This window comes from Komagataeibacter kakiaceti JCM 25156, from assembly GCF_000613305.1.
Genome location: NZ_BAIO01000033.1, coordinates 1 through 12,057 on the forward strand (window position 1 = coordinate 1; position 12,057 = coordinate 12,057).

The following is a 12,057-nucleotide window of genomic DNA, read 5'->3' on the forward strand; positions in this document are numbered from 1 at the left end:
CTGCGTGGCGATGCGCGCGGCCATCAGCTTGGTCCGCATACCGCCCGAGGAATACCCCGGCGGCGGCGCACCGCCCATGGCCTCGATGCTTTCCGTCAGCGCGGTGACAACCGGCAGGTGGCGGGCGTCGGGATTGTTGCGGGGGTCGGCGGTGTAGAGGCCGTCAATGTCGGACAGCAGGACAAGCTGGTCCGCATTGATCATCTCCGCCACGCGGGCGGCCAGCCGGTCGTTATCACCAAAGCGGATCTCGGTCGTGGCGATGGCGTCGTTTTCGTTGATGATGGGCACGCAGCCCAGCGCCAGCAGCGTGTTGAGGGACGCGCGGGCGTTCAGGTAACGGGTGCGGTGTTCGGTATCATCGGGGGTAAGCAGCAGTTGCGCCGCGGTCAGGCCGCGTTGCGACAGCGCATCGGTCCAGGCCTGCGCCAGCCGGATCTGCCCCACCGAGGCCGCGGCCTGCTTTTCCTCCAGCCGCAGCACGGGCCGTGTCAGCCCCAGATGGTGCCGCGCCAGCGCCACCGCGCCGGATGACACCACCACGACCTCGGTGCCCTGTTCGCGCAATGCCGCAATATCCTGCGAAACACTGTCCAGCCACGCCTGCCGGGGGGCGGCAAGCGCGGGATCGACGATCAGCGCGCTCCCGATCTTGATGACAACGCGCCGCGCGTCACGTAGCGAGGGAAGGGGGGTGTCCGTCATGTCGCGGGGATCTCCCCTTTTTCGCGTGCAGCCTGTTCGGCGCGGTCGCGGGTCACGTAATCCTGCAACTGGCGCAGCACCGTGTCCACATTGAGATGCGCGACGGAGGACATGCACATGACCTTCTGCCCGCTGGCCTGCTCAAGGGCGGTGCGGCGTTCATCCATTTCCTCGGGCAGGAGGGCGTCGATCTTGTTCAGCACGATGATTTCAGGCTTGTCCGCCAGTCCGCCGCCATATTCGGACAGTTCATGGCGGATGGTGCGCCAGGATTCGACCACATCCTCCGCCGTTCCGTCAATCAGGTGCAGCAGCACCGCGCAGCGTTCGACATGGCCCAGAAAGCGGTCGCCCAGCCCGCTACCCTCATGCGCGCCTTCGATCAGGCCGGGAATATCCGCGATGACGAATTCCTCCGTCATCGACAGCCGGACAACCCCAAGCTGCGGGTGCAGCGTGGTGAAGGGATAGTCCGCGATCTTGGGTTTCGCCGCCGAAACCGTGGACAGGAAGGTGGACTTGCCCGCGTTGGGCAGGCCAACCAGCCCCACATCGGCGATCAGCTTCAGGCGCAGCCAGACCCAGCGTTCCTCCCCCGGCCAGCCCTTGTCCGCCCGGCGGGGGGCGCGGTTGGTGCTGGTCTTGTAATGCGCGTTGCCCCGCCCGCCATCGCCGCCACGGCACAGCAGCAGGCGCATGCCCGCCGCATCAAGATCGCCCAGCATGGTCTCGCGGTCTTCATCGAAAATCTGGGTGCCGATCGGCACTTGATGACAACCGTTTCGGCCGCGGCGCCCGTGCGGTCGGAGCCTGCGCCGTTGCCGCCCTTGCGCGCGCGGAAATGCTGGGTGTAGCGGAAGTCGATCAGGGTGTTGAGGTTATCGACCGCCTCGAAGACAATATCGCCGCCCCGGCCGCCATTGCCGCCGTCCGGACCGCCAAATTCGATATATTTTTCCCGGCGGAAGGCGACGACACCGTCACCGCCATCGCCGGATTTCACATAGATTTTGGCCTGGTCAAGAAACTTCATTGCCTGCGATCCGGTAGGGGCGCGGAACGCGCGCGCGCCATGTGCGTGCATGATACCAGAGAACAGGGTGCGGTATCATACGAAAAAGGGGCGGCCAGAATGACCGCCCCCTTCAATTCGGGAAATCCCGTCGGGATAAGGCGCGTGCCTTATTCCGCCGCCAGCGGCAGGCTCTGCACCGAAACGTGCACCCGGCCTTCCGCGCGGCGTTCGAACTTCACCTGTCCGTCCACGAGGGAAAACAGGGTGTGATCGCGGCCTACGCCAACATTCACGCCTGCCTTCATCTTCGTGCCACGCTGGCGCACGATGATGTTGCCAGCCACGACGCTTTCGCCGCCAAACTTCTTGACGCCAAGCCGACGTCCGGCGCTATCGCGTCCGTTACGGGACGAACCGCCCGCCTTTTTTTGTGCCATTGCCTGAACTCCTTAAAACTGAAATCTTTCTGATCGAACCTGTCCGGCCGGGGGGCGGGGCAGGGATCAGGCGGCGTTGATCGCGGAGATGCGCACCACGGTCACCGGCTGGCGGTGGCCATTCTTGCGGCGGCTGTTCTGCCGGCGGCGCTTCTTGAAGATGATGACCTTGGCCAGGCGGTCCTGGGCAATCACGGTCGCGGTCACGGTGGCGCCCGCCACGGTGGGCGCGCCGATGGTCGTGCCACCTTCGCCGCCAACGGCCAGAACCTGATCGAACGTGATCGTGGCGCCGGCTTCGGCTTCCAGCTTTTCAACCTTCAGGACGGCATCCTTGGAAACGCGGTACTGCTTCCCGCCGGTACGGATAACTGCAAACATATCTCTTCTGTCTTTCCGATCTCTTGGCGTGCGCGGCGCGTTGTGGCGCAGGCGACACGGCCCAGTCGCTTTTTATATTGGCCACCATTTACAGCGGCGTCCCCGTTCCGCGCGGGGTGAATGCGGGCTTTTACTGGGTGGCGCGGGCAAGGTCAACATTTTTATGCCTGCCTGCCCGATGGCAAAAAAGCCCCTTGCGCCCCTTATCGCTCCCCCCTATAAGCCGCTGCATCACCGCGTGCAGATGGAGAGGTGCCGGAGCGGTCGAACGGGGCGGTCTCGAAAACCGTTGTGCGTGCAAGCGTACCGTGGGTTCGAATCCCACCCTCTCCGCCAGTGATTTTAATAAGTCAGACGGCCAACCTGGAGCCGTCCGGGTTATTATTCATTGGCTTTATTATGCGATCATTACCAAAAAATCTCTGAACCCAACGTAAGGGTGCTGTCGTATTCCCGGTCCTTGACGGCTTCGTCAAGGCGGTTTGGTTCGGGACCGCGAGATCTATGCCAATGACTGCGTAGATCCATTGCGTGACGAGCGGACAAGGCCGTCCGAGGTCATCGACATCCTGCATGATTGAAGATAGCCCGAATAAGTAAGGGCATGAGATCATCCATCTACGTATGAAAAGAACGAGGTGGTTGCCAGCCAGCTACCCATCATCTTCGTCGATTTTCTCACAATTTACAATTTGCTGAACCTTCTGCCGGCTGTTTTCAAATGGGCACGCCAGCATGGCCATAGGGTCGATATTCCTTCCTTGCGCGGGAATAGTCCGGTCGAAGCCCAGTGATGGAAACCTGTCTGTCTACCTGTCCGATTCTGATCAGGTCGGATTGCTGACTGCGCATGAAAAAGGATCGCCCTGACTGGTCAGGACCTTACGAATCGCTATGCACACCGTCATGCGGCTGGAAGTGTTCGTGTCCTTAAGTGGATGGCTGTCCACAATGCGCATATCCAGTCGTGAAATCCGAGAACAGCCCGGTTCGTCATGTGCCCCTACCGGTCGCCTCGTTCCACCTGACGGTTGGTCTGGGGGCGTGACGCTGAAAGAATCGATGCGGCACTGAGCATGTCAGATGCGGGAGACGTGTCTGTAGGGTGTAAAGGCAATCACCCAATGGAAATGGCGTATGTCAACCAAATGCCACGATCATTGCTCCTTTCATTTTGGAGGTGAGGGTGACGGGTAGCTCTTTTGGTTCTGCCTTCAGGTCTTCCACAGTCTGCTGTTGCCGCTGCGTCGCTACTGTCATCAGGTTAATTCCCGATTCTTGGCTCAGTGCCACGCGCACGGCTTTTGATTGCTGGGTTGCTGACCGGGTGGCATGCGTGGTCGTGGCGCTACCTGCCTGACAGGGCGCGCTTCCCCGCTTGTGAAAATAATGCACCATCAAACCCCGCGCCTAAACGCCTGGAGAGGATTCCAGCATCGCATCGGGCAAAAGCCATTTAATGCCGCGTTGAGCGCGGATGAGATCTTCTTCCGTATCGACTTCATAAGCTTCCACCTGCGTTGCGGGCAGGGGAAGTGAACGAGACAGATAGGTGTAAACGTTCGTATTGTCTTGTGGCTTCAAAAGATGCGTTGGTAGCCATGATATGTTGGCCCACTCAAAGGGCGTTTTGCGTACGCGGTTGAAGTCCGTTACGAGACCGTTCTCATCCAGATCGACATAAACGGCGTCATTTGTTTTGGCCTTCGTAATGGCAAGTCGGGGCTCCGCCGTCTTGCAGGACTTCAGGAAATTCTGGAACGAACAGGGATTGATCAGCAGGTCCGCATCCATGAACAGACAGTCAGAGCCAGTAACGTGCCTGGCCCCGAGAACATAACTGTGTAAGGTTGTCGTGTTCCGGAAATCAGGGTTGCGAACAATAATGATATCGCGACGGAGACGGGTGATCTCCTTGATCACGCTATTTTCCATGAACCCGACAACAATACGTACATCAGGAACATCGGCCAAAAGAGAAACAATATGCTGTAATATTGTTCCGCCACCAATTTCGACCAGGCATTTTGGCTTGCCGTGTCCCAGGCGGGATCCCAGGCCCGCGGCTGCTATAACAGCGTGTTTAACAGACGACATAATCCTTCTCCGCTCAGTGTAATATAATCCGCCGTTGATACCAGACTTTCCGGGCTTGAATGAGTGCCATTGTAAGCAATACCAATATCAGCCACCTCAAACATAGGAACGTCATTATGTCCATCGCCAACAGCAACAAGACGGCGGAAACGTTCCTTCAGGGCAAGGCCCGGCGTGTTCTTGCGGAGAACACTTACAAGTTCCAGGGTTCCATCCTCCTTTCTCAAACTGGTGGAGGAAAAATAGTTACAACCCAGTTTTTTTAATAAAGGGGCAATCCACACATCCAGATTTCCTGTTACCACGAAGCACCGATCATGATTCTTCCTGATAAAATCAGTAATATATGGGTCGAATTCAACGGAATTGACCGCAGCCTGAATGCGATCGACTGGAATGGAGCGCAAAATGGCAAAGCGAAGGCGGAAGGAGTGTTCAAACGGGATATGCCCTGCCATCGTAAGCTGCGTCAGAAGTGACATTTCCTGTTCAAGTCCAACTTCTGAAGCAATAATGGGCAGCAATTCAGATTTTGTAATAGTTCCATCAAGATCAAAGCAGAAGCAGGTATCACTCATGCAGATGCCCCTTGATGCCGTACAAGACAGAACTGCTGCTGGGTTTCTGCCCACCTGTTCACGTCGGGATCAACGAACAAAGGAGAAAACCCGGAAATTCTATAGTGTTCGTTTGGAAAGAACTGAGTGAGTATATCCTGTATTTCCTCGGGTGTGCGGTAGATGGCGCTGTAGTACGACTGCAGGTCTTCCGACCAATGGTCCTTCAGGGATAATCGCCCCTGAACGCCTACAGGTTCACGTAAGCAGAGGATACCGCCCGGCGCAAGAATACGGGATAGTATTGCAAACAGTAATGCCAGTTGATCATCATTCAGGTACATGATGATCCCCATCAGTAAGATGCGGTCAAACTGTATTTCATTGCCAGGAAAAATGTCTTCAAGATCATCAATCCCGGCGTTTATGAACGTTACATTCTCGAACGGACACATGTGACGCGCAATGTTGACAAGGCCCTCGCTGGCGTCAATGCCGACGCCCAGGGAGATCTGGTCGTGCAGCGCGGAAAGCCAGCGACCTATCCCACATCCAACATCCAGCACTGTCTCTTTGCCAGTCAATGCAAGAAGGGGAGTAATGCGTGCCCGTTCCATCGCATCCCTCCGCTCGGCAAGTTCAGGATTTTTATCCTGATACATTGTGGTTACAAGTGGATGGGTTGGATTGAAGGTGGCGGCTCGCTGTTCAAAGAACTTAATAACAGAATCATGCGAAAGTGACACATTCTGATTTTTTGTCCGGGACATGAATATATAATCCTCGTGGATATTTTAAGCTAACATTATTCAAATAATTTATTATTATCTTTCATGTCATTATATATGGAGTCCAGAATTATCTCAGATGCGGGGACTTGTTCCGGCTGCAATATATGCTTTAACTGTTCGCGCTCGCTCTCGAATTCCCAGGCGCCCCCGTTTTTATAGAAAATAACGGCATCCTTCATTTCAGAAAAAGAATAAACGCGCCGGGTGCAGGAAACGGCTAGTTCGCCAATGGCATTGAATGCCGCATGTTTCCCGGAATCAAAGAAAACCAGAGGTTTGTCAAAAAGGGGATATTCCGTAAGAAAGGAAAGGCTGTCGGTTATCATCATGTCTGAAGCATCAAACAGGTCACCGTATTCCCCTGTCTCGATTGCGCAGTTTTCAAGCGCATTCCATTGCCGCAGATACCCTTCATATTGCTGGGCATTCATGATGCCAGAAGCAATCACACCGCTTGATAGGGCAGGATGGGGTTTGAATACGAACTGAATGTCGGGACTGTTCCGGGCCCAGGCCAGCATGTCAGCATAAATACGATTAAAAACACCAAAATTCAGGGGGTTATTATATACTGAATGATGTGGTGCCCATATGACACGAAAGCTTCGGCCATTAGGTTCGGGTAATGGCCAGACACCATGTCCCTTTGAGCGGAGCAGGTAGTCAAACTTCGGGCAGCCGGACAAAATGAATTTTTTCGGATCAGAGTGCTGAAAGCTTTGGAAAAGTCTGACGCTCATCTCCGTTTCACAAAAAATACGCCATGCGGCACGATGATAAGCCTGATCATAGGCATTGGGTTGTGGCAGGTGGGAAGGCGTCGTGTTCGTTCCATTATTGGAGGCGATGAAGTCGCCCTGAAGAACAAATACCCCGTAAGGAACCATGCACAGGCGCGCGAAATTGAGTTCACGTGTTGTAAAAGCCGGCATGACGTCACAATCCCATGGCTGCTGCCGGAAAATGACATCTGGTCTCAGGCTTTTTAAAATACTCAGCCCTTCATAGGAATTGGGCATGTTCAGGCGTAAATGAGGGATACCCATCCGATCAAATGCTGAACTTACATCATTTTCACCGTAGAAATCGCCATGCCCGTGATGTCGCGTATAGGTACTGAGCACCAGGGGTTCAAACCGGTGGTCTTTGCGCATCCGATCATAAATATCGGCGAGTGAATTCCACATGGCTATGGAATGAACAAGGAAGATACAACGAATTCTGCTGGATTCACATCCATTGCGCAGCGATATATTGCTGCTTTCCTGAATTGACGTTATTATTGGAATTATTTGACCATAATGCTGCGCTATGACCTGCATGGCCATGGACATTTTTTGAATGGATTCCATGAGGGTCTGATTTTTTTTGTTATTTTCTTCTATTCTGGAATGAATATTCTTTATATCTTCATGGATGCGGTCAATCTTCGCGGCAATGACATCTGTTTTTTCAATCTTATCCATGGTGTGCTTGCTCTGTATCCCGTGATGTCATGTTAACGCAAAGACGATCTGTCTGAAGATATGTAATTCTTTTACATATTCCGCGCGGATAGATGAACAGACCGAAAAAATATCTATATAGACTGACCTTGCTCCCGACACTCTTTTGGTTTGAGTTAGGGTCTACAGATTGCAGTATGCCTTGTCAGTGCGTTGAGCGAAAGCCTCCAGCCGTCCGAATCTGACGTTCGTCCTGCTGTTTTTTGGGCAGGATTGCTGTGCTGGGGCGAGGACCAAAATTTGCGGATCGGGGCCATTTGCAAGGCCTGGAATTCGCGTTGCGTGCCCTGATAAAGACGGCGATATAGCAGTATGCCAGCCAGATTCTGATTTTTTGGTCTTGTGGAAGCGCTGCTCTGCCCGGCATTGATCAGATCAATCGGTTGACCTGTCATTGCCGATGGTCCCTTCCATCGGAAGGAAATATTACAAGGATGCTTACTTCAGCTTCGGGTGACTGAGGCGCACTCCGGATCTCTGTCGCACAGTTTCCTGTTCCAACACTCCGGGCTGGAAATGTCATCATGCCTGATAGTCCAGGTCGCCACAGGAACAACGCGATTCGTAAGCGGCTGCTTGAAAAGCCAGTCCACGAAACGTCCTGTAGTCATAAGAAAGTTTTTGGTGAAGCTTTTTTCAAAAAGCTTCAGGAATGCGCCAGCCATCAGAACGCGCTAAATCGCTGTCTCGTGCCCCCGTTTGTGGGCCAGTCGGCCGTTGACGTAGGTGGCGCGGATGCTGCGGTCATCGCCCAGCATCATGAGCGTGAACAGCAGGTCGGCCGTGCTGTCGCACATTTCGGCGCGCAGGGCCTGAAGCGGTGTCGCGCGTGGGTCGAGAATGCACAGATCCGCATCCATGCCCGCCGCGACCGTGCCGATCCTGTCATCCAGATGCAGGGCATGCGCGCCCCCGGCCGTGGCCAGCCAGAAAGCCTGTACCGGGTGCAGGCGGTTGCCGTTCATCCGGGCGATCTTGTAGGCTTCGTTCATTGTCTGGAGGTGGGACAGGCTGGTGCCCGCGCCCACATCGGTGCCCAGTCCCGTGCGGACGGGGCGGCGGGGGGACGTGACATCATGCAGGCGGAAAGCGCCGCTGCCCAGAAACAGGTTGGACGTGGGGCAGTGGGCCAGCGCGCTCCCGCTTTCATGGCAGCGGCACAGATCCGTCTCGTCCACATAAATGGCATGGCCCAGCACGCTGCGCGGCCGCACCAGACCGGCGCGGTCGTACACATCCAGATAGGAACGGCTATTGGGGAACAGCCTGGCCACCCATGCCACCTCATCGCGGTTTTCCGCCAGGTGGGTCTGCATGAACAGGGTCTCGTCGGTGGCAAGCAGCGCGCCAGCCAGTTCAAGCTGCTCCGGCGTGCTGGTGGGGGCGAAGCGGGGGTCACGGCATAATGCTGGCGGTCGCGCCCATGCCAGCGTTCGATGAGCCGCCGCGATTCGTCATAGCCCTGCCGGGCGGTGTCGCGCAGGTAGTCGGGCGCGTTACGGTCCATGAGCGCCTTGCCCGCGATCATGAGCGTGCCGAGGCGGGTCGATTCTGTAAAGAACGCATCAACGGATTGCGGGTGGACCGTGCAGTACACCGCCGCCGTGGTCGTGCCGCAGCCTAACAGCATGTGCAGGAACTGCCGCGCGACGGTGGTGGCGTAATCCATGTTGGCGAAGTGCCGCTCGGTGGGGAAGGTGTAGCGTTCCAGCCATTCCAGCAACTGTTCGCCATAGGCCGCGATCATGGGCAGTTGCGGGTAATGGACGTGCGTGTCCACAAAACCCGCTGAAATCAGGCAGCCGCGATAATCCGTAACCTCCATGCCCGCGGCAGGTGGGCGATGGTGCTGTCATAGGGGCCGGCATGGGTGATGCGCCCTTCATGGATCAGGACCAGCCCGTCAGGTTCCTCCCGCAGCGCGTCCTGGGGCGGCATGAGGAAGGGATTGCCGCTGAAGGTCACGATATGGCCGCGCAGGGCGGCGCTGGCGGGCGGGGGGGCAAGGGTCATGATCGGCTCCGTCCCCCCGGCCAGCGCGTGTCAGGCCACGGCGCTATGAGGCGTCGCTGACGCGATAGGGCTGGGAGGCATCCAGAAAGGCTGCGTTTGCACCCAGTTCATAGGAAATGACCAGCAGATAGGCAATGGCGCGCGTGATCTCGATACGTGAGGTGATATTGCCCTCACGCGCTTCCAGCCGGCGCAGGCTGCGCGTGGCCCCGCGCGCCACCCGCGCCGTGCGGCCAAAACGCCCGTAACGGCCACTGAATTCGGACATCCGGCTCATGAACAGTTCAATGGCCCGCTCGGCCGCAGCGGGTAGCTGCCCACGCTCCAGCACGGTGCGCAGGCGGATGATGTTCAGCCCGATGGTCATGGCCGACAGCGTGCCCTGCAGGTAGGCCTCAATGGTGGGCGTGGGCGTGGGGCCGGCATGGCGGATCAGGCGCGAGAAGCGGTCCGTGTTGCGGCCGATCCAGGACTGGGTGGCGGGCATGGGATGGGCCGCGGCCAGGTGGCGCAGGTCATGCAGGGTGCGGTTGCGCATGCGCCAGCGTTCTTCATCGTTGTTGAAGGGCAGCACGGCGCGGAAAATCAGCACGGCGAAGCCGATGCTGCACAGCAGCGCGAACGAGGTGTTGAAATAGGCGATCTCGTTCAGGCGCGTCTGGTTTCCCGGCCCCACAAGGTTGGGCAGGAACAGGGAGTAAGACGCCGCTGCCCCCGCCGTGGACGGATTGCGCGCGGCCAGCCCCCCCGCGATCATGGGCAGGGCGAGACAGGCGGCCAGCATCTCGAATTCCGCCGGGCGCGGCAGGAACAGGAGCACCAGGAACCCCGAAACCAGCACCGCCCAGCAGGCCCCGCGCAGGAAGCTCATGGTGCCGACCACCGGGTTCTCACGCGTGGCGAACAGGCCGCATGTCACCGCGACCATGGTGATGAAGCCGATCCCGTTGGGCCAGGCCGTTATTTCCCATATCAACGCGGACATGCCGATCGCCATGGCGGCGCGGATGCCGTTATAGGCCGCTTCCTTGAAGTCGCGGTGCGCCTCTATGCGGAAATGGAAGTGATCGCCCCGGATTTCGTGCTGGCTGGCGTCGAATTCCTTTACGGCGAGTTCGAGTTCCCCCAGCAGCTCATCCAGCGCGTTATGCAGGATGCGGCAGTTCAGCAGGTCGTCAATTTCCGCCGTGTCGCTCGGGGTGGTGCCGATTTCCCGCGTCAGGGCGTCGATGATGCGCTGGCGGCAGACCCCGCGCAGATCCTGAAGGTCGTGCAGGATATGCGCGATGTCACTGTCGTTTTCCAGCCGGGGCGGCACACCCAGCAGGAAGCTGCGGGTGAGCAGCGAGGTCTCGGTAAACTGCTCGTTACGTGTTTCCAGCGCCTTGATGCGCGCCATCATGCCCAGCCCGCGCGAGAGCAGGACCGAAACGGAGGCGAGGGCCGCGCGCGCATGGTCGCCTTCATGCCCGTGGGGGCCCATCTCGACTTCGCTGAACTCGATCTGGTCGTTGATGCTCAGGATCGTGCCGAACAGCGCGCGCGAGCGCACGAAGGCCTGGTCATCGCCCGCCAGCAGGTTGGCCACGGCATCGGTGGCGCTGCTCAGCGCCAGCTGGATTTTCTGGCGCATGTTCCGGCGCGCGGAGGCGGCGAGGTTATGGGCGAACAGCACCGCCACCAGTGTCTCGCACGTGATGCCCAGCACGATATAGGACGTGCGGGACATGGTGATCATGAAGATGTTGTCAGGCTGGCGCGTGGCGGCCATGGCGATGATGGCGCAGGTATAGCCCGACAGCACCAGCGCGTAGGAGCGGAAGTTGCGCACCAGCGTGGCGCACATGCAGCACAGCCCGATCCACATGCTGATGGCGGGAAAGAACAGCCACGGCGCCTGTGGAAAGGAACAGACGATGATGACCGCGCTGATCGCCCCGATGGCGGTGCCGACCAGACGCCATCGCGCCTTGGACAGGCTTTCGCCCCGCGATCCCTGGGCCACGATCCATACGGTCATGGCGGCCCATGGCGGATCGTCAAGCTCCATCCACATCGCGATGGTCAGCGCCATGAGGGCCGCCACCGTGGTGCGTACGGCGAAGGCCAGGGCCTCCGGCGTGGGGGCATAAAGCCATTTCAGGCCACTCATCCGTGCGTAACCGGGGGCGCGAATGGTGGGGAAATGCTTTCCACTAAAAATTCGATTCAGGAAGGAAGGCAGAAGATGCAGGTCTGCGGGCACGATATACGGCTTTCGGCGACAAGGGGCACCTTAATCAATAACGCATCTTGGCATTACGTAACGGTGTCGCGAGCGCATATCTGGCATTGGCTTTCCTCGTGGCCGATCATGTGCCCGCGGGCATGACATGGCTGGCGGCAAGACGCAGATCCGCCACGAAACGGGCGTATTCCCGCGCCCGGCTGGCCTCATCGGGCAGGCGCAGCAGAAAGGACGGGTGGACGGTGACAACACCGGTCGTGCCATCGTCCAGCCCGATGGGGCGCGAGCGTTCCCGCCCGATCGTAACGGCGCGGCCCAGCAGGGCGGAG

The 12,057-nt window shown here is 57.9% G+C and carries 10 protein-coding genes, 1 tRNA gene and 3 pseudogenes; 1 reads left to right on the top strand and 13 read right to left on the bottom strand.

Translation table 11 applies throughout. The features are described from left to right. The 4 genes and pseudogenes from proB to rplU form a co-directional block, all read right to left on the bottom strand. On the bottom strand, positions 1-705 hold a 705-nt coding region (gene proB, locus JCM25156_RS04215), incomplete at its 3' end, for a glutamate 5-kinase (protein ID WP_025812242.1). Then, positions 702-1,475 (bottom strand): annotated as a pseudogene (gene obgE / locus JCM25156_RS21430) (GTPase ObgE); the annotation flags it as partial. The gene proB and the pseudogene obgE, both read right to left, overlap by 4 nt. 412 nt (positions 1,476-1,887) lie before the next feature. Next, on the bottom strand, positions 1,888-2,157 hold the full coding sequence (gene rpmA, locus JCM25156_RS04225; protein WP_025812243.1) for a 50S ribosomal protein L27: 270 nt from the start codon (positions 2,155-2,157) through the stop codon (positions 1,888-1,890). Between the two features lie 66 nt (positions 2,158-2,223). Continuing rightward, a complete protein-coding gene (rplU, locus tag JCM25156_RS04230) occupies positions 2,224-2,538 on the bottom strand; it encodes a 50S ribosomal protein L21 (protein WP_025812244.1) in 315 nt (104 codons plus the stop codon). 246 nt (positions 2,539-2,784) lie between these two features. Here rplU and JCM25156_RS04235 point away from each other — a divergent pair. Beyond that, positions 2,785-2,874: transfer RNA gene (locus JCM25156_RS04235), tRNA-Ser, on the top strand. Positions 2,875-3,678: 804 nt separating this feature from the next. Here JCM25156_RS04235 and JCM25156_RS28615 read toward each other — a convergent pair. From JCM25156_RS28615 to JCM25156_RS04285, 9 genes and pseudogenes are all read right to left on the bottom strand, one after another. Continuing rightward, entirely contained in the window at positions 3,679-3,936 is a 258-nt protein-coding gene (locus JCM25156_RS28615; RefSeq protein ID WP_148299315.1) for a hypothetical protein, read from the bottom strand. Between the two features lie 12 nt (positions 3,937-3,948). Beyond that, on the bottom strand, positions 3,949-4,635 hold the full coding sequence (locus tag JCM25156_RS04245) for an NTP transferase domain-containing protein (protein WP_025812245.1): 687 nt from the start codon (positions 4,633-4,635) through the stop codon (positions 3,949-3,951). Continuing rightward, on the bottom strand, positions 4,608-5,213 hold the full coding sequence (locus JCM25156_RS27710; protein WP_084296443.1) for an HAD-IB family phosphatase: 606 nt from the start codon (positions 5,211-5,213) through the stop codon (positions 4,608-4,610). The genes JCM25156_RS04245 and JCM25156_RS27710 overlap by 28 nt, the downstream gene beginning before the upstream one ends. Beyond that, a complete protein-coding gene (locus JCM25156_RS04260; RefSeq protein WP_025812247.1) occupies positions 5,210-5,962 on the bottom strand; it encodes a class I SAM-dependent methyltransferase in 753 nt (250 codons plus the stop codon). The genes JCM25156_RS27710 and JCM25156_RS04260 overlap by 4 nt, the downstream gene beginning before the upstream one ends. Before the next feature lie 35 nt (positions 5,963-5,997). Next, positions 5,998-7,449 carry a CDP-glycerol glycerophosphotransferase family protein gene (locus JCM25156_RS04265; protein WP_148299316.1) on the bottom strand — a complete coding sequence of 484 codons (1,452 nt, stop codon included), beginning with the start codon at positions 7,447-7,449 and terminating at the stop codon, positions 5,998-6,000. 713 nt (positions 7,450-8,162) lie between these two features. Further along, positions 8,163-9,313, bottom strand: a pseudogene (guaD, locus tag JCM25156_RS21435) (guanine deaminase). Continuing rightward, positions 9,283-9,501 carry a hypothetical protein gene (locus JCM25156_RS32555; RefSeq protein ID WP_407637104.1) on the bottom strand — a complete coding sequence of 73 codons (219 nt, stop codon included), beginning with the start codon at positions 9,499-9,501 and terminating at the stop codon, positions 9,283-9,285. Before JCM25156_RS32555 ends, guaD begins: the two are co-directional and overlap by 31 nt. Positions 9,502-9,544: 43 nt before the next feature. Continuing rightward, positions 9,545-11,746, bottom strand: coding sequence for an FUSC family protein (locus tag JCM25156_RS04280; protein ID WP_025812250.1), 2,202 nt, complete (start codon positions 11,744-11,746; stop codon positions 9,545-9,547). Positions 11,747-11,852: 106 nt separating this feature from the next. Next, positions 11,853-12,057, bottom strand: a pseudogene (locus JCM25156_RS04285) (UdgX family uracil-DNA binding protein); the annotation flags it as partial.

What these genes read in the sequence shown, in the direction of transcription:
- rplU (WP_025812244.1), bottom strand. Translation starts at nt 2,538, where the DNA reads ATGTTTGCAGTTATCCGTACCGGCGGGAAGCAGTACCGCGTTTCCAAG.
- JCM25156_RS04245 (WP_025812245.1), bottom strand. Translation starts at nt 4,635, where the DNA reads ATGTCGTCTGTTAAACACGCTGTTATAGCAGCCGCGGGCCTGGGATCC.
- JCM25156_RS27710 (WP_084296443.1), bottom strand. Translation starts at nt 5,213, where the DNA reads ATGAGTGATACCTGCTTCTGCTTTGATCTTGATGGAACTATTACAAAA.
- JCM25156_RS04260 (WP_025812247.1), bottom strand. Translation starts at nt 5,962, where the DNA reads ATGTCCCGGACAAAAAATCAGAATGTGTCACTTTCGCATGATTCTGTT.
- JCM25156_RS04265 (WP_148299316.1), bottom strand. Translation starts at nt 7,449, where the DNA reads ATGGATAAGATTGAAAAAACAGATGTCATTGCCGCGAAGATTGACCGC.
- rpmA (WP_025812243.1), bottom strand. Translation starts at nt 2,157, where the DNA reads ATGGCACAAAAAAAGGCGGGCGGTTCGTCCCGTAACGGACGCGATAGC.
- JCM25156_RS28615 (WP_148299315.1), bottom strand. Translation starts at nt 3,936, where the DNA reads ATGGTGCATTATTTTCACAAGCGGGGAAGCGCGCCCTGTCAGGCAGGT.
- JCM25156_RS32555 (WP_407637104.1), bottom strand. Translation starts at nt 9,501, where the DNA reads ATGACCCTTGCCCCCCCGCCCGCCAGCGCCGCCCTGCGCGGCCATATC.